The organism is Litorivita sp. NS0012-18, from assembly GCF_040371945.1.
Taxonomy (GTDB): Bacteria; Pseudomonadota; Alphaproteobacteria; order Rhodobacterales; family Rhodobacteraceae; genus Litorivita.
Window position 1 is genome coordinate 156030 of record NZ_BAABWS010000002.1, and the last position, 17774, is coordinate 173803.

The 17774-nt window shown below is 63.2% G+C and carries 21 protein-coding genes; 17 read left to right on the forward strand and 4 right to left on the reverse strand.

Features of this window, described 5'->3' with window-relative positions; genetic code table 11:
• Positions 1-4: 4 nt before the first annotated feature.
• From cbiE to ABWV64_RS10380, 5 genes are all read left to right on the forward strand, one after another.
• On the forward strand, positions 5-1216 hold the full coding sequence (gene cbiE, locus ABWV64_RS10360) for a precorrin-6y C5,15-methyltransferase (decarboxylating) subunit CbiE (RefSeq protein WP_353344903.1): 1212 nt from the start codon (positions 5-7) through the stop codon (positions 1214-1216).
• On the forward strand, positions 1213-1914 hold the full coding sequence (gene cobI, locus ABWV64_RS10365; RefSeq protein WP_353344905.1) for a precorrin-2 C(20)-methyltransferase: 702 nt from the start codon (positions 1213-1215) through the stop codon (positions 1912-1914). The genes cbiE and cobI overlap by 4 nt, the downstream gene beginning before the upstream one ends.
• Complete coding sequence (gene cobJ / locus ABWV64_RS10370) at positions 1905-3731, forward strand: precorrin-3B C(17)-methyltransferase (RefSeq protein WP_353344907.1); 1827 nt, start codon at positions 1905-1907, stop codon at positions 3729-3731. Before cobI ends, cobJ begins: the two co-directional genes overlap by 10 nt.
• A 37-nt stretch (positions 3732-3768) precedes the next feature.
• A complete protein-coding gene (cobM, locus tag ABWV64_RS10375) occupies positions 3769-4542 on the forward strand; it encodes a precorrin-4 C(11)-methyltransferase (protein WP_353344909.1) in 774 nt (257 codons plus the stop codon).
• Between the two features lie 84 nt (positions 4543-4626).
• On the forward strand, positions 4627-4980 hold the full coding sequence (locus ABWV64_RS10380; protein WP_353344911.1) for a hypothetical protein: 354 nt from the start codon (positions 4627-4629) through the stop codon (positions 4978-4980).
• Positions 4981-5055: 75 nt separating this feature from the next.
• Here ABWV64_RS10380 and ABWV64_RS10385 read toward each other — a convergent pair whose 3' ends face one another.
• Positions 5056-6258 (reverse strand): MalY/PatB family protein, encoded by a 1203-nt coding sequence (locus tag ABWV64_RS10385; RefSeq protein ID WP_353344913.1) that lies wholly within the window; start codon positions 6256-6258, stop codon positions 5056-5058.
• Between the two features lie 256 nt (positions 6259-6514).
• Between ABWV64_RS10385 and def (ABWV64_RS10390) the strand changes: the two genes are divergently transcribed.
• The 6 genes from def (ABWV64_RS10390) (at position 6515) to ABWV64_RS10415 (ending at position 9815) form a co-directional block, all read left to right on the forward strand.
• Positions 6515-7033 carry a peptide deformylase gene (gene def, locus ABWV64_RS10390; RefSeq protein ID WP_353344915.1) on the forward strand — a complete coding sequence of 173 codons (519 nt, stop codon included), beginning with the start codon at positions 6515-6517 and terminating at the stop codon, positions 7031-7033.
• Between the two features lie 4 nt (positions 7034-7037).
• Positions 7038-7736: a peptide deformylase gene (gene def, locus ABWV64_RS10395; RefSeq protein ID WP_353344917.1), complete on the forward strand. Its 699-nt coding sequence runs from the start codon at positions 7038-7040 to the stop codon at positions 7734-7736.
• Between the two features lie 5 nt (positions 7737-7741).
• Entirely contained in the window at positions 7742-8239 is a 498-nt protein-coding gene (gene def, locus ABWV64_RS10400) for a peptide deformylase (protein WP_353344919.1), read from the forward strand.
• A gap of 10 nt (positions 8240-8249) precedes the next feature.
• On the forward strand, positions 8250-9203 hold the full coding sequence (gene fmt / locus ABWV64_RS10405; protein WP_353344921.1) for a methionyl-tRNA formyltransferase: 954 nt from the start codon (positions 8250-8252) through the stop codon (positions 9201-9203).
• Positions 9204-9305: 102 nt separating this feature from the next.
• Entirely contained in the window at positions 9306-9548 is a 243-nt protein-coding gene (locus tag ABWV64_RS10410; protein WP_353344923.1) for a hypothetical protein, read from the forward strand.
• Between the two features lie 24 nt (positions 9549-9572).
• On the forward strand, positions 9573-9815 hold the full coding sequence (locus ABWV64_RS10415; protein WP_353344925.1) for a GlsB/YeaQ/YmgE family stress response membrane protein: 243 nt from the start codon (positions 9573-9575) through the stop codon (positions 9813-9815).
• Positions 9816-9839: 24 nt separating this feature from the next.
• Here ABWV64_RS10415 and rnhA read toward each other — a convergent pair whose 3' ends face one another.
• The 3 genes from rnhA to ABWV64_RS10430 all read right to left on the reverse strand — a co-directional run bounded on the left by rnhA (position 9840) and on the right by ABWV64_RS10430 (position 12005).
• Entirely contained in the window at positions 9840-10292 is a 453-nt protein-coding gene (gene rnhA, locus ABWV64_RS10420; RefSeq protein WP_353344927.1) for a ribonuclease HI, read from the reverse strand.
• Between the two features lie 23 nt (positions 10293-10315).
• Positions 10316-11266: a 4-hydroxy-3-methylbut-2-enyl diphosphate reductase gene (gene ispH, locus ABWV64_RS10425; protein ID WP_353344929.1), complete on the reverse strand. Its 951-nt coding sequence runs from the start codon at positions 11264-11266 to the stop codon at positions 10316-10318.
• A 160-nt stretch (positions 11267-11426) separates the two neighbouring features.
• Positions 11427-12005: a LabA-like NYN domain-containing protein gene (locus tag ABWV64_RS10430; protein ID WP_353344931.1), complete on the reverse strand. Its 579-nt coding sequence runs from the start codon at positions 12003-12005 to the stop codon at positions 11427-11429.
• Between the two features lie 138 nt (positions 12006-12143).
• On the opposite strand from ABWV64_RS10430, the gene folK reads away from it, so the two are divergent.
• From folK to ABWV64_RS10460, 6 genes are all read left to right on the forward strand, one after another.
• Positions 12144-12731, forward strand: a complete 588-nt coding sequence (gene folK, locus ABWV64_RS10435) for a 2-amino-4-hydroxy-6-hydroxymethyldihydropteridine diphosphokinase (protein WP_353344933.1) — start codon at positions 12144-12146, stop codon at positions 12729-12731.
• Positions 12732-12864: 133 nt separating this feature from the next.
• Positions 12865-13218 (forward strand): DNA-directed RNA polymerase subunit omega, encoded by a 354-nt coding sequence (gene rpoZ / locus ABWV64_RS10440; protein ID WP_353344935.1) that lies wholly within the window; start codon positions 12865-12867, stop codon positions 13216-13218.
• 100 nt (positions 13219-13318) lie between these two features.
• Complete coding sequence (locus ABWV64_RS10445) at positions 13319-15481, forward strand: RelA/SpoT family protein (RefSeq protein ID WP_353344937.1); 2163 nt, start codon at positions 13319-13321, stop codon at positions 15479-15481.
• A 155-nt stretch (positions 15482-15636) separates the two neighbouring features.
• On the forward strand, positions 15637-16296 hold the full coding sequence (locus ABWV64_RS10450; protein ID WP_353344939.1) for a DUF2062 domain-containing protein: 660 nt from the start codon (positions 15637-15639) through the stop codon (positions 16294-16296).
• 70 nt (positions 16297-16366) lie between these two features.
• On the forward strand, positions 16367-17128 hold the full coding sequence (locus ABWV64_RS10455) for a pyridoxine 5'-phosphate synthase (protein ID WP_353344941.1): 762 nt from the start codon (positions 16367-16369) through the stop codon (positions 17126-17128).
• Between the two features lie 135 nt (positions 17129-17263).
• Complete coding sequence (locus tag ABWV64_RS10460) at positions 17264-17767, forward strand: ABZJ_00895 family protein (RefSeq protein WP_353344943.1); 504 nt, start codon at positions 17264-17266, stop codon at positions 17765-17767.
• Positions 17768-17774: the final 7 nt, after the last annotated feature.

The window sequence follows — 17774 nt, forward strand, 5'->3', positions numbered from 1 at the left end:
CGCCATGACTAGGCCTTGGCTTGATATCATCGGCATCGGCGAAGAGGGCGTGGCGGGTTTGATGCCTGCCTCCCGCGCGGTTCTGGAGGCCGCCGAGGTGGTGATCGGCGGGGATCGCCATCATGCGCTGACCCCTGAGGTGAGCGCCGAGCGCATCGCATGGCCCTCGCCCTTTGACGCCTTGATCGACCGCTTGCGCGCCCTGCGCGGGCGCCGCGTGGTGGTATTGGCCACGGGCGATCCGCTTTGGTATTCGGTGGGCGCGCGGATCGGGCGGGCGATTGACCGAGCCGAGATCACCTTTCATCCGCAGCTTTCGGCCTTTCAACATGCCGCCGCGCGCATGGGCTGGTCGATGGCCGATTGCGAGCAATTGACCGTGCATGGCCGCCCCGTCGAGCAGATGATCCCCTTTATCGCCCCCGCGGCGCGCCTGTTGATCCTGACCACCGGCAGCGAGACCCCCGCGCAGATCGCCGGAATTTTGGCCGAGCGCGGCTATGGCGCGTCGAAGCTGACGGTTCTGGCAGCGATGGGCGGCGCGCAGGAGGCGCGGTTTGACGGCATCGCTGAAGGGTGGGAGCACAAGGTGCCTGCCTTCAACAGTTTGGCCGTCGAATGTATCGCTAGCGCGGGCGCGTCGGTCTTGCCGCAAATGGGCCTGCCCGATGGCTGTTTCGTCTCGGACGGGACCATGACCAAACAAGAGGTGCGCGCGGTGACCATGGCCAAGCTGATGCCGATGCGCGGCGCGCTGTTGTGGGACGTGGGATGCGGATGCGGATCGGTCGGTGTCGAATGGATGCGCGGCGCCCGCGACGCCCGCGCCATCGGCATCGAGCCGCGAGATGACCGCCGCGTCTTGGCGGCGCAAAACGCGCTGGCCTTGGGCGCGCCGCAGCTTGATCTGCGCGCGGGGCAGGTGCCGCAGGCCTTGGCCGGATTGCCCGCGCCCGACGCGGTTTTCATCGGCGGCGGGCTGAGCATCGAGGCGGCCGAAATCTGCCACAGCGTGCTCAAACCCTTGGGCCGTCTGGTCGCCAATGCGGTCACGATCGAGAGCGAGATGCTCCTGACCCGACTGCAAGAAACATACGGCGGCGAATTGTCGAAAATCGCCGTCAGCCGCGCCAGCCCTCTGGGCAAGGGCCGCGGCGGGCCGCGCGGATGGCGCCCCGCCATGGCGGTGACGCAATGGAGCCTGATCAAAAGATGAGCGGTAAACTATATGGTGTCGGCCTCGGGCCGGGCGATCCCGAATTGATGACCCTGCGCGCGCACCGCTTGATCTCGGGGGCCAAGGTCGTGGCCTATCCGGCGCTGGCGGGCGGGGCGAGTTTCGCGCGTTCGATCGCGGCGGATGTGATCGCCAAAGACGCGCGGGAAATCGTCATGGACGTGCCGATGACCGTCGCGCGCGGCCCCGCGCAGGCCGCCTATGACACCGGCGCGGCGCAAATCTCCGAGGCGCTGGAGGCTGGCGATGACGTGGTGTGCCTTTGCGAGGGCGATCCGTTTTTCTACGGCTCTTTCATGTATCTTTTCGCGCGGCTCTCGCAGCGTTTCGACACCGAGATCGTGCCGGGGGTGACCTCGATCACCACCTGCGCGGCGGCGGCGAAAATGCCGCTGGCGGCGCGCAACGAGCGGCTCACCGTATTGCCCGGACCCTTGCCCGAAGCCGAATTGCGCGCACGGATCGAAGGCGCCGAAAGCGTTGCGATCATGAAGGTCGGGCGGCATCTGGCCAAAATTCGCGGTGTCATCGACGGCCTTGGGCTGATGGGGCGCGCGGTCTATGTCGAGCGGGCCAGCTTGCCCGAGGAAGTCGTCTGCCCCTTGGCGGATGCGCCTGAAAACGCACCATATTTTTCGATGATCTTGCTCACGAAGGGAGCCGACCCATGGCTTTGACGCAACCGCAATCGCCCGTCATTCTCGCCCTCAACGCCAGCGGCGAGCCGCTCGCGCACCGTCTGGCCGAGGCGCTCGGCCTGCCGGTGCACGGCCGCCAAGGCCGCGTCGCCAAGGCCGATGCGTTTTTCGCCAATGCGCTCGATCATGCGCGCGATCTGTTCGCGGCGGGGGTGCCGGTCATCGGGGTCTGCGCCTCGGGCATCTTGATCCGCGCGGTGGCGCCTTTGCTGCATGACAAACGCGTCGAGCCGCCGGTTTTGTCGGTCTCCGATGACGGGGCGGCGGTGATCCCTTTGTTGGGCGGGCATCGCGGCGCGAACCGTTTGGCGCGGCAGGTCTCTGAGGCCATCGGCGCTTTGGCGGCGGTGACCACGGCGGGCGATCTGGCGATCGGCGCGGCGCTGGATGTGCCGCCTGCGGGCTACCGTTTGGCCAATCCCGAGGACGCCAAAGGCGCGATGGCACGCATGTTGTCGGGCGCGCCGGTGGTGCCTGTGGGCAGCGATATTTTCGGCCTTGGCGCGGTGGATGAAACGGACGGAGCCGTATGTTTGCACGTCACCGATGCGCCGATGCAGGGCAGCGAGACGGCGCTGGTCTATCATCCGCAAAAATACGTTCTGGGCGTGGGATGCGCGCGCGGCGCCGAGGCGGGCGAGCTTTGGGATCTGGTGCAAACGACGCTCGCCGAGGCGGGCGTTGCGGCGGGAGCGGTGGCGGCGGTGGCCACGCTTGATCTCAAGGCCGACGAGCCTGCGATGAATATGTTGGCGCGGCGCTTGGGCGTGCCTTTGCGGGTCTTCACCGCCGCCGAGCTTGAGGCCGAAGCGCCGCGTTTGGCCAACCCTTCGGAGGTGGTTTTTGCCGAGGTCGGATGCCACGGGGTCAGCGAGGGCGCGGCCCTCGCCGCCGCGGGTGCGCAGGCGTCATTGCGCGCGCCCAAGGTCAAGACCGCCAATACCACCTGCGCCTTGGCCGAGGCCCCCGCGCCGATCACCGAAATGCGCGGACGCGCGCGCGGCCATCTGTCGATTGTCGGCATCGGCCCGGGCCAAGCGGCATGGCGCACGCCGGAGGTCAGCCAATTGGTGGCGCAGGCCGAGGAACTGGTCGGCTACGGGCTTTATATCGATCTGCTCGGGCCATTGGCGGCGGGCAAGCTGCGCTCGGATTTCCCCTTGGGCGGCGAAGAGGACCGCTGCCGCTATGCGCTGGAACAGGCGGGCAAAGGCCACAACGTCGCGCTGGTGTGCTCGGGCGATGCGGGGATTTATGCGATGGGCGCCTTGGTGTTCGAATTGCTCGACCGTGGCCCCGATCAAATGGGCGTCTCGGATGCGGCGCGCCGCGTCGAGGTGCAATGCTCGCCCGGCGTTTCGGCACTGCAAGGGGCGGCGGCGCGCGCCGGTGCGCCCTTGGGCCATGATTTTTGCGCCATCTCCCTGAGCGATCTTCTGACCCCGCGCGACGATATCATCCGCCGTCTCAAAGCCGCCGCCGAGGGCGATTTCGTCATTGCCTTCTACAACCCCGTCTCGAAAACCCGCCGCACCTTGCTGGCCGAGGCGCGCGATATCTTGCTTGAGCATCGCCCCGCCGACACGCCTGTTATGCTGGCCTCGTCGCTTGGCCGCCCCGAAGAGCATGTGCGCTATCGCAAACTCAGCGAATTGCAGGTGGATGAGGTCGATATGCTGACCGTGGTGCTGATCGGCTCCTCCAACAGCCGCCTTGCGCAATTGGGCGAAGGCCCGCGCATGTTCACCCCGCGCGGCTATGCACGCAAGATCGACGGCGATCTGGCGCAGCGTTAAACATCAGGGGCGCCTATGGCCCCGAAAGGACAAAGACATGACCGTTTATTTCATTGGCGCCGGCCCCGGTGATCCCGAACTTTTGACCCTCAAGGCGCAGCGGCTCATCGCCGCTTGCCCTGTCTGCCTTTACGCCGGATCTTTGGTGCCCGAAGAGGTCGTCGCGGGCGCGCCGACGGGCGCGCGGGTGATGGACACCGCGCCGATGACCTTGGATGACACCCACGCCGAGATCCAAGCCGCCCATGCGCGCGGGCAGGATGTGGCGCGGGTGCATTCGGGCGATCCCTCGCTTTATGGTGCGATCGCCGAGCAAATCCGCCGGTTGCGCGCCGATAACATCCCCTATGAGGTCATCCCCGGCGTGCCCGCCTATGCCGCCGCCGCCGCCGCCTTGGGCCAAGAATTGACCGTGCCGGAGATCGCGCAATCCATCGTGCTCACCCGCGTGTCGATGAAATCCACCTCGATGCCGCCCAAAGAGACGCTGGAGAATTTCGCCCGCACCGGCGCGACCCTCGCGATCCACCTCGGCATTCGCAATCTGCGCGAGATCGAGCGCCAGCTTGCCCCCCATTACGGCGCCGATTGCCCCGTGGTGGTCGCCTACCGCGTCGGCTGGCCGGACCAGATGTTCATTCGCGGCACGCTGGCCGATATCCACGCCAAAGTGCGCTCCGAGAAAATCACCCGCACGGCGCTGATTCTCGTCGGTCCAGTGCTGGGCGAGGTGGGTGATTTCAAGGATTCGGCGCTCTACGACCCCAAAATGCCCCATGTTTTGCGGCCCAAGGTTGCCGAAAAGTCGTAGGCGCGGGGCAAATCTGGGCATTTCATCAAGGGTTTACTTGACCGGCTTAAATTAGGTGGCATGCTACCCTCCGGAGGAGACCCAATGAGCACCTATTTGACCGAGGAGATGCGCAAAGGCGTGCAAGCCGCCCGTAAACTGGCCAGCGCGGCGAAAACCCGCCTGCATGTGGAGGCGGATGGCGAGACCCACCGCGTTTTGCGCCGCTGGGAAAACGGCTTTGCCTTGGACGCCGAGACCGCGCCGCATCTGCGCGGCAATGTCGATCTCTATGACGGGCCGCGCCACATCTACCAATGCCTGATCATCGCCTCCGAAGAGGAGGGCGGCGAGATGCGTTTCGAATACAAACGCGCCACCGCCGCACGCGATAGCGCACCGGTCGATTTCGTGCGCGAGCGCGAGGCCCCCAAAGGATTGCTCAGCGGTCCGGCCTAACGCCGCGCCAACCGCCGAGATAAACAAAGCCCCGCCGAAATCCTCCGCGGGGCTTTTTCATTTGCGCGGCGCGCCTTATTGCAGATCGCCATAGGCCTGCGCCAAACGCGCGACCGCCTGCTCGACCAAGACCCGCGGCGTGGCGAGGTTGAACCGCATATGGCCTTCGCCGCCCGCGCCAAAGGTGGGGCCGTGGTTGGCGGCGATGCGCGCGTCTTTCTCGACGCGGCGGGTGTATTCGGCGGTCTCCATCCCCGTGCCGGAAAAATCCACCCATGCCAGATAGGTCGCCTCCAAAGGCATCGAGGCAAGTCCCGCAATGCCCGCAATTCCCGCGTCAAAGACCGCGCGGTTGCCGTCCAGATAGGCCACCAGATCATCCACCCATGCCGCGCCCGCAGGGCTATAGGCCGCCTCGGTCATCGCCAGTCCAAAGCTGTTGGGCGACATCCCCAAAGCCGCCATCCGCCCCGCAAAACGCGCGCGCAATTTGGCGTCCGCAATGATCACATTACCGGTATGGCTGCCCGCGATGTTGAAGGTTTTGGTCGTCGCGCTCATCATCACCAAACGGTCCTCGATACCCTCGATCAGCGCCATGGGCGTATGGGTATTCCCTGCAAAAACAATATCATGATGGATCTCATCCGAGACCAGCACCAGATCATGCTTGCGCGCCAGCGCCGCCACGCCTTCCAGTTCCGCGCGGCTCCACACGCGCCCGCCCGGATTGTGCGGCGAGCACAGGATGATCATTTTCGCCCGCCCCGAAAGGGCCGCCAATTGCGCATCCCACGCGTCGAAATCCATCTGGTAGCGGCCATTCTCAAGCGCCAGCTGGCATTCGATCACCTCGCGCCCCGCCGCTTTGATCACCCGCGCAAAAGCGTGATAGACCGGCGTCATCAACACCACCCCATCGCCCGCCTCGGTAAAGGCATCTACGCACAGCGCCGTGCCGTTGACCAATCCGTGCACGGTGAAAATCGCCGCCGGATCGACCTGCCAGTTGTGGCGGTTTTGCATCCACCAACAAATCGCCGCGCGGTAGGAGGCATCATCGCCATAATAGCCGTAAACCCCGTGGCCGAGCATCCCCTCCAAAGCCTCTTGCACACAGTGCGGCGGGCGAAAATCCATATCCGCCACCCACATGGCAATCCCGTCCGCCGCCGGCACGCCGTAAATCGGCTCCATCAGGTCCCATTTCGACGAATGCGTGCCATGACGGTCGATAACCTCGTCAAATTGCGTCGCGGCGCGGGCAGTATTACTCATCCTGTGTCCTTCGTTGTGATGGGCAGAGAAGTGCTCCGCCTTTGCCCCAAAATCTACCCCATCCGCCCCTAGGCGCAAGGGCAAGGATCGCGCCGCTGCGGCATTTGCAGGTTCCAAAAATATCCCCGCCGGAGGCTCCGATCCGCGCCGCGCCCCCCGCCGCTTCGGCCTGTGCGCGGCTGTGCGCCACGTTGCCTGCCACCCGCGCCGCGCCGCGCCCGTTGCATGCGCCGCCCGCATCGCCTAAATGAAGCCCATGATACGGCCTATTTTGATACATCCCGATCCGCGCCTCAAAAAGCAGTGCGACCCCGTCGAAGATCTCTCCGACGCGCGCCGCAAGCTGGCCAAAGACATGCTCGAAACCATGTATGACGCCCCCGGCATCGGGTTGGCGGCGCCGCAGATCGGCGTGCTCGAGCGGCTCATCACCCTCGATTGCGTCAAGGAACAAGGCGAGGCACCCGCGCCTTTGGTAATGTTCAACCCCGAAATTCTCAGCGCCTCAGGCGACACCAATGTCTATGAGGAGGGCTGCCTGTCGATCCCCGAGCAATATGCCGAGGTTACCCGCCCCAAAGAGGTGCGCGTGGGCTGGATCGACATGGACGGCAACCCGCAGGAGCGCGATTTCGACGGGCTTTGGGCGACCTGCGTGCAGCATGAGATCGACCATCTCAACGGCACGCTGTTCATCGACCATCTCAAACCGCTCAAACGCCAGATGATCACCCGCAAGATGGTGAAATTCAAACGCGAACGCAGTCGGGCCTGACCCGATGAGCGATCCGAACGCCCCCCAAGGCCCCGACGCCGCGCCAGACGCCCTGCCAGACGCCGCGCCAGAGGCCCTTCCGACGGCATTGGCCCATGTCACGCGCCTTGTTTCTGCCTTGCAATCCGAAGGCCGCGCCCCCGCTTTCGAGGTGCTCAAATGGCCCGATCCGCGCCTGTCCAAACCGTGCAAAGAGGCCGAATTGACCGCCGGTGCCCGCGCCCCTGACGGGGTGGTCGCGCTGGCGCTGGGGATTCTGCACACGATGTATGCGGCCTCGGGGCGCGGATTGGCGGCGCCGCAAATCGGCGTGCTGACGCGGCTCTTTGTGATGGATGTCACATGGAAGGAGGGCGCGCAAAATCCTTGTGTTTGCCTCAATCCCGAAATCCTCGACGCCGCGCCCGAAACCTCCGTGATGGAGGAGGGCTGCCTGTCGATCCCTGGCGTTCTGGCCCCCGTGACGCGACCCGACGAGATCACGCTGGCCTATACCGATCTGGACGGTGTGCGCGTGGTGCGCCGATTGTCGGGGATGGAGGCGCGCTGTGCCCAGCACGAGATCGACCACCTCGACGGTCTGGTCACCTTCGACCGTCTGCAGGCGGATCGCCGCGCCAAGCTCGAAGCGGTTTACGCGGTCTCCAACACCCCCGCCTTGGCCGCGCCGACCCCGCAATTCCTGCCCAGAAGCGAAGAGTAATCCACATGCCCGCGCGGACCTGCTTGCCCTATCCGAACAAAATCCTGCGCAGCCCCGCGCAGCCGGTCGAGGCGATTACCGACGAGATCCGCGCCCTTTGGGCCGATATGATCGACACGATGGAGGCCATGCCCGGCGTCGGATTGGCAGCGCCGCAAATCGGCGTATCGCTGGCCCTCGCGGTGGTCGATGCCTCCGAGGCGCGCGGGCAGGCGATCCGCATGGCCAACCCCGAAATCCTGCACGCCTCGGTGCAATTGCGCCCCCATGAGGAGGCCAGCCCCAACCTGCCTGGCGTGTCGGCCTTGGTCGCGCGGCCCCGCGCCGTCACCGTGCGGTTCATGAACGCGCAGGGCGAGAGCGAAGAGCGCGATTTCGTCGGTCTTTGGGCCACCTCGGTGCAGCACCAGATCGACCATCTGGCGGGCAAGATGTATTTCGACCGCCTCACCAAGACGCGCCGCGATATGTTGCTGCGCCGCGCCAAGAAACTGCGCGCATAGGGGGCGGGTCATGCGGATCATTTTCATGGGCACGCCGGAGTTTTCGGTGCCGGTTCTGGAGGCGCTGGTCGGCGCAGGCCATGACATCGCCGCCGTCTATTGCCAGCCGCCGCGCCCCGCGGGCCGCGGCAAAAAGGACCGCCCCACGCCCGTTCATGCCCGCGCGCAGGAGATGGGCCTTGCGGTGCGCCATCCGCTGAATTTCAAAGACCCCGCCGATATCGCCGATTTCGCCGCGCTGCAGGCCGATGTCGCCGTGGTCGTCGCTTACGGGCTGATCTTGCCACAGACGCTGTTGGATGCGCCGAAATATGGCTGCCTCAATATCCACGCCTCGCTTTTGCCGCGCTGGCGCGGGGCGGCGCCGATCCACCGCGCCATCATGGCCCGCGACGCGCAAACAGGCGTTTGCATCATGCAGATGGAGGCCGGATTGGACACCGGCCCTGTCTTGCTGCGCCGCGAGACGGCGATCGGCGCAAAGGACACCACCGCCGCGCTGCATGACCGTTTGTCGCAGATCGGGGCCGAGGCCATTGTCGAGGCCTTGGCGCATTTGCCGGACCTGAGCGCGCAGGTGCAACCCGAGGAAGGCGTGAGCTATGCGGCGAAGATCGACAAAGCCGAAGCGGCGATTGATTGGACTGCCCCCGCCGCCGAGGTCGATGCGAAAATCCGCGGCCTCTCGCCCTTTCCTGGCGCCTATGTGGAGGTGGACGGGGCGCGGGTGAAACTGCTCGCCTCGCGTCTGGCGGCGGGCGCGCGCGCGGATCAGGGCACGGATCAAGGCGCGGCTCCGGCGGCCGCGGGCGAAGTGATCGAGGGCGCGGATGAAGGGCGGCTCGTCGTTGCCTGCGGCTCCGGCGCGGTCGAGGTTTTACGCTTGCAACGGGCGGGCAAGGGCGCGCAGGATGCGGATGTCTTCTTGCGCGGCCAAGCGTGGAGCAAGGGCAAGCGCCTGTAACTTGCGCCCCGTGCCTTGAACCGCATTTCGCACCGACGCGATACCGACGAAATACCGACGTGATACCGACGCCGGAAATGCAGCTTTTTAAGGGAGAAACCCATGTTCCCCTCGATGATCGGAACCGTGGTGATCGCGGGCATTGTCGGCTATCTGTCCGAACGCTCGGGATTCACCCGCAACGGGATTTTGCAATCCATCATCATCTGCGTGGGCGGGGCGTTTTTATTCTACTTCGTGCGGCTGATGTTCGGCCTGTCCTTCGGCACTGCGGGGGTGGATGCGATCTTGTCCTCCATCGGCGCGCTGATCATCGTGCCGACCCATTTCATGCGGCGAAAATAGTTTTAATACAGGAGGTTATCCATCATGGGCGGAGCGGTTTTATTGCTCGTCATCGGCGCGGCAGCGGGGTTTATCGCCACGCGCATCATGCGGGTCGAGACCGATATCATCACCACAATTGTCATCGGCATGGCAGGGGCGCTGGTGGGCGGATTGGTCTTGCGCGCACTGATCACCGTGATGGGGCTGATGGCCGGATTTGTCGGCGCGGTTCTGGGCGCGCTGGCGCTGATCTGGCTTTGGAACACCTATGGCACCCGCCGCTAGGGATGGGTGCTAAGATATTGATTTTTAATCTTTAAACGGAGCCATTCCGGCGCGCGCCAATTCGTCGGCGCGCTCGTTCTCGGGGTGGCCCGCATGGCCTTTGACCCATTCCCACGTCACCTCATGGCGCGCCTGTGCCTCGTCCAGACGTTGCCACAACTCGACGTTTTTCACCGGCTTTTTGTTGGCCGTCTTCCACCCGTTGCGCTTCCATCCGAAAATCCATCCGGTCACGCCGTTCTTGACATAGGCGCTATCGGTGACGACGGTAATTTTCGTCGGTTTTTCAAGAGCTTCGAGGGCGTGGATCGCGGCCAGAAGCTCCATGCGGTTGTTGGTGGTATCGGCCTCGCCGCCCTGAAGCGTGCGCTCTTTGACCACCGTATCGCCGCTCTTGGCCTGCAAAAGCGCGCCCCAGCCTCCGGGGCCGGGATTGCCCGAGCAGGCACCATCGGTATAGGCATAAAGATCAGGCATGTTTTTGCTTTCGGATCAGAAGGTTAGGCAGGCTGTCGCAAGACGCGCGGGACTTTGAATTCGACATCTTCCTGCGCCGTTTCGACCAATTCTACCGAGACGTCAAAGCGCGATTTGAAGGCGTCGAGCACCTCGTTGACCAGTAATTCCGGCGCCGAGGCCCCCGCCGTGATGCCCACCGACGTGATCCCGTCCAATGCCCGCCAATCGATGTTTTCCGCACGCTGCACCAATTGCGCATAGGCGCAGCCATTGGCGCGGCCCACCTCGACCAGACGCTTGGAATTGGACGAATTCGGCGCCCCGATCACCAAGAGGGCGTCGATCTTGGGCGCGATGGCCTTGACCGCCGCCTGACGGTTGGTGGTGGCATAGCAGATGTCTTCTTTATGCGGGCCGATGATGGCGGGAAATCGCGCCTTGAGAGCGGCAATGATTTCCACCGTGTCATCCACGGACAGCGTGGTTTGTGTAATGAAAGCAAGGCGTTGTTCGTCGCGCACGGTGAGAGAGGCAACATCTTCGGGGGTCTCGACCAACAAGACCTCGCCGTGCGGCAATTGCCCCATGGTGCCAATGGTTTCGGGGTGGCCCTCATGGCCGATCATCACCATTTGCAGGCCCGCCTGATGGTGACGTTCGGCCTCGATATGGACCTTGCTCACCAAGGGGCAGGTGGCATCGACAAAGACCATTTCGCGGCGCGCGGCCTCGGCGGGCACCGCCTTTGGCACCCCATGGGCCGAGAAGATCACCGGCCGGTCGTCAGGGCATTCGTCCAGCTCCTCGACAAAGACCGCGCCGAGATCGCGCAGGCTGTCGACGACGAATTTATTGTGCACGATCTCATGGCGCACATAGACCGGCGCGCCCCATTTTTGCAGGGCCATTTCGACGATCTTGATGGCGCGGTCCACACCGGCACAAAATCCGCGCGGCGCCGCGAGGTAGAGGGTCAGGGGGGGCTTGGTCATCATGTCTCTCCGCGTTGCCCCAGACCTAGGCCACATGGGCCGCGCCGTCCAGATGGCGGGGCAGGCGGCGGGCGAAAAACATCCGCGCTGGCGGTCTTTGGCCACAAAAAAAACCGGCGCGAGAGGCCCGCGCCGGTGATCTTATTGTGTCGAGACTGGCTTAGCTTTCGCTGCGCTCATACTCGCGGTCTGGCGCCTCGGCCATCGGCTCGCGCGGGGGGCGGCCAATCACGTCCTTGAGGTCTTCAAGCTCGATGAAGTTATCCGCCTGACGGCGCAATTCATCAGCAATCATAGGGGGTTGGCTGCGGATGGTGGAGACCACCGAAACCCGCACGCCCTGGCGCTGCAGGCTTTCGACCAGCGGGCGGAAATCGCCATCACCGGAGAAAAGCACGATATGATCGACATGCGGTGCAAGTTCCATTGCATCCACCGCCAGCTCGATATCCATATTGCCCTTCACTTTGCGCCGGCCCATTGAATCGGTGTATTCCTTGGCCGGTTTGGTGACCATGGTAAACCCGTTATAGTTGAGCCAGTCCACGAGGGGACGGATCGGAGAATATTCGTCATTCTCCAAAAGAGCGGTGTAATAGAACGCGCGCAACAGCTTGCCGCGACGCATGAATTCCGAGCGCAGCAATTTGTAGTCGATGTCGAAGCCGAGGGATTTGGCGGCCGCATAAAGGTTCGAGCCGTCAATGAACAGCGCCAGCCGTTCGTCCTTGTAAAACATCAAAATGTCCTTCCGAAAAGTCGCTTTGCCTAAGGTGAGTGGGTGTGTGAGTGGTGTTCAGCAAAACGGAAATGGGAAAATACGAGCATTGATCCCCCCTCGCAAGGGGGGCATGAATGATCATAAGGATAGAGGGGAATGAAAACCGTGCAAGAATTTCTCGTGGCGTTTGGCGGAAATCTGCCTTCGGTTGTGGGCGATGTGCCCGCAACGCTCAACGCGGCGTTGAACCAATTGGTTCAAAACAATGTGGAAATTCTTGGTAAAAGCCGTCTTTATCACACGCCGTGTTTTCCCGAAGGCGCGGGGCCGGATTACGTCAATGCTGTTGTCCTAGTCGCGGCAAAATTGAGCGCCGATGACATGCTTGTGATGTTGCATGACGTCGAGGAAGCCTTTGGACGCGCGCGCGGGCAGGGGGCAAAACGCTGGTCGGGGCGGGCGCTCGACCTTGATTTGCTGGCCATGGGCGATGCGGTGCGCCCCGATCTGGCGGGGTTTCGCGCGTGGTATGATTTGCCGCTTGAGGCGCAGATGCAGCGCGCGCCGCAGGGGTTGATCTTGCCGCATCCGCGGCTGAGCGAGCGGGCCTTTGTGTTGGTGCCCTTGGCCGAAGTGGCCCCGAGTTGGCGCCATCCGGTGCTCGGCCAAAGCGCGGCCGAGCTTTGCGCCGCACTGCCGCAAGCGGCGCGCCAAGAGGTGCGCGCAATGGCGCAGCACTGGTAACGTGGCGCGCGATCTTGGGCGCGGGGCGGTAAAACTCGCGTGTTCAGGGGCGATATGCGCCATTTTGCGCTTGTCTTTATGGGGCATCGGGCCTAGATAACCGCTTTCTAATCCAATTGCTCCGGAGTGCTCCATGGCCCGCGTTACCGTCGAAGATTGCGTCGATAAAGTTCCAAACCGGTTTGAACTGGTCATGTTGGCCTCGCACCGCGCGCGCGAAATCGCCGCTGGCGGGGCGCTCACCGTGGACCGTGACAACGACAAAAACCCCGTTGTGGCCCTGCGAGAGATTGCCGAAGAAACCCAATCGGCCGACGAGCTGCGCGAGCGTTTGATCGAGAGCAACCAGAACCAGATCGAAGTCGACGAGCCCGAAGATGATTCGATGGCTCTGCTGATGGGCGCCGAGGCCGACAAACCGGCCGATGACGACATGAGCGAAGAAAAACTGCTGCGCGCCTTGATGGAAGCGCAAGGGCAGGGGTGATTTTGAACGGGCCGCCGCGCGCGGCCCTGACAAACTCACGATACGCGCGGGTCCGCCCCGCGCCGCTTCCCTGCAACAACCGTTTGAGGACGCGGGCCAAATGATCGCCGCAGATGACCTGATCGCGCTGGTTCGCAACTATAACCCCAAAACCAACGAGGCCTTGATCCGCGAGGCCTATGCCTATGGCTTCGAGATGCACGATGGCCAGACGCGGCAATCGGGCGAGCCGTATTTTACCCATCCCGTTGCCGTGGCCGCGATCTTGACGCAGCAGCGCCTTGACGATGCGACGATCATCACCGCGCTGTTGCACGACACGATCGAGGACACCAAAGCCAGCTATTTCGAGGTCGAGCAAAAATTCGGCTCCGAAGTCGCCGAATTGGTTGATGGCGTGACCAAGCTGACCAATCTGCAGCTCAGCTCGTCGGAGACAAAACAGGCCGAAAACTTCCGCAAACTGTTCATGGCGATGAGCAAGGATTTGCGCGTTATTTTGGTCAAACTCGCCGACCGTTTGCACAATATGCGCACCATCGAGGCCATGCGCGCCGAGAAACAGGCGCAAAAGGCCCGCGAGACGATGGAGATTTTCGCGCCATTGGCGGGGCGGATGGGGATGCAATGGATGCGCGAGGAGCTTGAAGACCTCAGCTTCAAAGTGCTCAACCCCGAAGGCCGCCTGTCGATCATGCGCCGTTTTGTGAACCTGCAACGCGAAAGCGGCGATGTGATCGAACGGATCACCGCCGATATGCGCAAGGAACTGGACGCCAAGCAGATCGAGGCCGATGTGTTCGGCCGCGCCAAAAAACCCTATTCGATTTGGCGCAAGATGCAAGAAAAGGACCAAGGCTTCTCGCGTCTGTCCGACATCTACGGCTTTCGCATCATCACCCGCTCCGAAGAGGATTGCTACCGCGTTCTGGGCGCGATCCATCAACGCTGGCGCGCCGTTCCGGGGCGGTTCAAGGATTACATCAGCCAACCCAAAACCAACGGCTACCGCTCGATCCATACCACCGTCTCGGGGCGTGATGGCAAACGGGTCGAGGTGCAAATCCGCACGCGGCAAATGCATGACGTGGCCGAAACTGGCGTGGCGGCGCATTGGTCCTACCGCGACGGGGTGCGCACGCAAAACCCCTTTGCCGTCGATCCGGCGAAATGGATCGCGGGGCTGACCGAACAGATGGGCACCGAGGAGGACCACGACGAATTTCTCGAAGTGGTCAAGCTCGAGATGTATTCGGACAAGGTGTTTTGCTTTACCCCCAAGGGCGAAGTGGTCAAATTGCCCAAAGGCGCAACACCGATTGATTTCGCCTATGCGATCCACACGCGGATCGGCAATGCCTGTGTCGGGGCCAAGGTGGACGGGATGCGCGTGCCCCTGTGGACCCGCATCAAAAACGGCCAGTCGGTCGAGGTGATCACCGCCGAGGGCCAAGTGCCGCAAGCCACATGGCTCGAGATTGCCACCACCGGCAAGGCGCGCAGCCATATCCGCCGCGCCCTGCGTGAGATCGACCGCGAGCGGTTCATCAAACTGGGCCGCGAATTGGCGCGCTCGGCCTTTGAACATATGGGCAAACGCGCCACCGACAAGGCGCTCGAAACCGCCGCGCGCACCCTGCGCATCGAGAGCCGTCATGAGTTGCTCGCCCGTTTGGGCAGCGCAGAATTGACCGCCCGCGAGGTGGTGCGCGCCGTCTATCCCGAATTGCAGCACGACGAGACCGACGAGATCGACGAGGCGCGCGCCGTGATCGGCCTGTCGGACGGGCAAAGCTTTGCCCGCGCGAAATGTTGCCAACCGCTTCCGGGTGAGCGGATCGTCGGCATCACCTACCGCGGCCAAGGCGTTGTGGTCCATGCCATCGATTGCGAATCGCTCTCGGACTATGAGGAACAGCCCGAACGCTGGATGGATCTGCATTGGCATTCGGGTAAACACCCGTCGGTCTATGCGGTCTCGCTGGATCTGACCATCGGCAATGATGCGGGGGTCTTGGGCCGTATCTGCACATTGATCGGCGAGCAAAAGGCCAATATTTCCGATCTGGTTTTCGCTGATCGGAAACCGGATTTTTATCGTCTTGTGATTGATGTGGAATTGCGCGACGCAGAACACCTGCACCGCGTGACCTCGGCCCTTGAGGCCGAAAGCGATGTGGCCGCCGTGCAGCGTTTGCGCGATCCGGCCCGCAACCCTGCCGGACAGGGCACCGCAGGCGCGCAGGCGCCCGATGTCGCCTGAACGGCATATTACGGCCCCATCAAGGCCACAGACCGCGCCCAAAAGGGATGAAGCCAGAATGGCGCATCTGGGGCAGAGCGCGGAGATCGAGCGCCCCGACCCGAGCAGAACCGAGCCGCACAACCGGCCCGAACAACGGAGATTGATAGCCCTTCGTGGTCTTTAAGCGCCGAGACAGACGGCCGATCTGGAAGGTCGCGGTAGAGTTTTTCTACCCGCGCGGCGGATGGTATCGCGCGGCGCTTTATATCAAACACCGCCTGCGCCGTTTGCCCGACCCGCCCCACCGCATCGCGCGCGGCATTCTGGCGGGGCTTTTCACCACCTTCACGCCGTTTTACGGGCTGCATTTTCTTGTCGCCGGGCTCATCGCCTTTGTCTTGCGCGGCAATATTCTCGCGGCGCTCTTGGCGACGTTTTTTGGCAATCCGCTCACCTATGTGCCGATTGGCATGGTGTCGATGAAGACGGGTTATTTCCTTTTGGGGCTCGACCATCACCCCCATGATATGCACCGCTCGCTGGGCGGCAAATTCTTGGACGCTGCCGATGATCTCAAGAGCAATTTCATCGCCCTGTTCACCGATCAAGACACCGATTGGGCGGGGCTTTCGGTGTTTTATCACGAGGTGTTCTTTCCCTATCTGATCGGCGGCGTCATTCCGGGGGTCATTGCCGGTATCATCGGCTATTACGTCTCGCTGCCGTTGATCCAAGCCTATCAGAACCGCCGCCGCGGTGCGCTCAAGGCCAAGCTGGCTTTGATCAAACAAAAAGCCGCCGCAAAGGCTGACGCGCGCAAGAAAGCGGATTAACCTGCCGCAAATTCAAGGGATTCGCCGCCGCTGTGCAGGGGCGGGCAATCCGCTCATAAGGACCGCGCAGATGAGCATTACACCCCCCAAAGCCCCGCTGCGGCTTGGCGTGAACATCGACCATGTGGCCACGGTGCGCAATGCGCGCGGCGGGGCCTATCCCGATCCGCTGCGGGCGGCCAAACTGGCCGAAGCTGCAGGCGCCGATGGCATCACCGCGCATCTGCGCGAAGACCGCCGCCATATCTCCGACGCCGATATCGAAGCCTTGGTCGCGGGGCTGTCGGTGCCGCTCAATTTCGAGATGGCCGCCACCGAGGAGATGCAGGCGATTGCCCTGCGCCACAAGCCCCATGCGGTTTGCATCGTGCCCGAAAAGCGCGAAGAGCGCACCACCGAGGGCGGGCTGGAAGTGGCCAAGGATGAAAACCGTCTGGCCCATTTCATCGCGCCCCTGCGCGAGGCGGGCAGCCGCGTGTCGATCTTTATCGCCGCCGACAGCGCCCAGATCGAGGCCGCATCGCGCATCGGTGCGCAGGTGATCGAATTGCACACCGGTGCCTATTGCGACGCCCATGCCGAAGGCGATTTTGCCGCCCGCGATGCCGAATTGGCGCGGCTGACCGAGATGGCAACCTATGCCGACAGCCTCGGGCTGGAGGTCCATGCGGGCCACGGGTTGACCTTTGACACCGTCGCGCCGGTCGCGGCCCTGCCCGAAGTGGTGGAATTGAACATCGGCCACTTCATCATCGCAGAGGCGATTTTCATGGGGCTTGAGCCGGCGATTGCGCAGATGCGCGCCCTGATGGAAGCGGCGCGCAGCGGGTAGCATGGGGTGCGGGTGGCGCCCATCGCGCCCCTCGCCCGCAACCGGACCCGCACCCCGCCCGCCCGCGCAGCCCACGGGGTGACAGCCGCCGCATTTCGCAGTATGTCCGCCCAAAGCAAACAGGGACCAAAATCAATGAACGACACGCCCGCGCCCGCCGCCGATACCGCTCTGACCCCGCCCAATTATGTCCGCTTCTTGGGCATTCTGGTGCTGGTCAAACTTGCGATCATTGCGATTTTCTATGCGCTGACCTTTGCGGGAGTGGAGTTGAAAACCACCAGCACCTTTGTCGTGGCCCCGATGGTGGCGGCGATGATCGAAGGGCAGATGTATGCCAAGGCCAATGGGGTCAAACCTGCTGGCGCGCTGTGCTGGCGCTTTGCGATCCTGTCGGCGATCTTGGCGGTCTTTGTCGAGGTCTTGATCACGGGGGCAGTGTTCGCCCTGATCCCGCAGGTCGGGCAGGCCGTGGGCAGCATGCCGATGGTCTATATGATTGCGGGGGGCATGTTGGCCTTTTATTTTGCCGCATTCATCATCTCGCACCGGTTCTTTTTCCCCATGGGCGCGCGCAATTACCTCAACGCCGAAGCCGCAAAAGCCAAACGCGCCGCATCCAAGGCGGGCAAATCCTGACGGCGGG

Excerpts from the sequence above, each read along its gene's own strand:
- cbiE (WP_353344903.1), top strand. The coding sequence starts at position 5 with ATGACTAGGCCTTGGCTTGATATCATCGGCATCGGCGAAGAGGGCGTG.
- cobI (WP_353344905.1), top strand. The coding sequence starts at position 1,213 with ATGAGCGGTAAACTATATGGTGTCGGCCTCGGGCCGGGCGATCCCGAA.
- cobJ (WP_353344907.1), top strand. The coding sequence starts at position 1,905 with ATGGCTTTGACGCAACCGCAATCGCCCGTCATTCTCGCCCTCAACGCC.
- cobM (WP_353344909.1), top strand. The coding sequence starts at position 3,769 with ATGACCGTTTATTTCATTGGCGCCGGCCCCGGTGATCCCGAACTTTTG.
- ABWV64_RS10380 (WP_353344911.1), top strand. The coding sequence starts at position 4,627 with ATGAGCACCTATTTGACCGAGGAGATGCGCAAAGGCGTGCAAGCCGCC.
- ABWV64_RS10385 (WP_353344913.1), bottom strand. The coding sequence starts at position 6,258 with ATGAGTAATACTGCCCGCGCCGCGACGCAATTTGACGAGGTTATCGAC.
- def (WP_353344915.1), top strand. The coding sequence starts at position 6,515 with ATGATACGGCCTATTTTGATACATCCCGATCCGCGCCTCAAAAAGCAG.
- def (WP_353344917.1), top strand. The coding sequence starts at position 7,038 with ATGAGCGATCCGAACGCCCCCCAAGGCCCCGACGCCGCGCCAGACGCC.
- def (WP_353344919.1), top strand. The coding sequence starts at position 7,742 with ATGCCCGCGCGGACCTGCTTGCCCTATCCGAACAAAATCCTGCGCAGC.
- fmt (WP_353344921.1), top strand. The coding sequence starts at position 8,250 with ATGCGGATCATTTTCATGGGCACGCCGGAGTTTTCGGTGCCGGTTCTG.
- ABWV64_RS10410 (WP_353344923.1), top strand. The coding sequence starts at position 9,306 with ATGTTCCCCTCGATGATCGGAACCGTGGTGATCGCGGGCATTGTCGGC.
- ABWV64_RS10415 (WP_353344925.1), top strand. The coding sequence starts at position 9,573 with ATGGGCGGAGCGGTTTTATTGCTCGTCATCGGCGCGGCAGCGGGGTTT.
- rnhA (WP_353344927.1), bottom strand. The coding sequence starts at position 10,292 with ATGCCTGATCTTTATGCCTATACCGATGGTGCCTGCTCGGGCAATCCC.
- ispH (WP_353344929.1), bottom strand. The coding sequence starts at position 11,266 with ATGACCAAGCCCCCCCTGACCCTCTACCTCGCGGCGCCGCGCGGATTT.
- ABWV64_RS10430 (WP_353344931.1), bottom strand. The coding sequence starts at position 12,005 with ATGTTTTACAAGGACGAACGGCTGGCGCTGTTCATTGACGGCTCGAAC.
- folK (WP_353344933.1), top strand. The coding sequence starts at position 12,144 with ATGAAAACCGTGCAAGAATTTCTCGTGGCGTTTGGCGGAAATCTGCCT.
- rpoZ (WP_353344935.1), top strand. The coding sequence starts at position 12,865 with ATGGCCCGCGTTACCGTCGAAGATTGCGTCGATAAAGTTCCAAACCGG.
- ABWV64_RS10445 (WP_353344937.1), top strand. The coding sequence starts at position 13,319 with ATGATCGCCGCAGATGACCTGATCGCGCTGGTTCGCAACTATAACCCC.
- ABWV64_RS10455 (WP_353344941.1), top strand. The coding sequence starts at position 16,367 with ATGAGCATTACACCCCCCAAAGCCCCGCTGCGGCTTGGCGTGAACATC.
- ABWV64_RS10460 (WP_353344943.1), top strand. The coding sequence starts at position 17,264 with ATGAACGACACGCCCGCGCCCGCCGCCGATACCGCTCTGACCCCGCCC.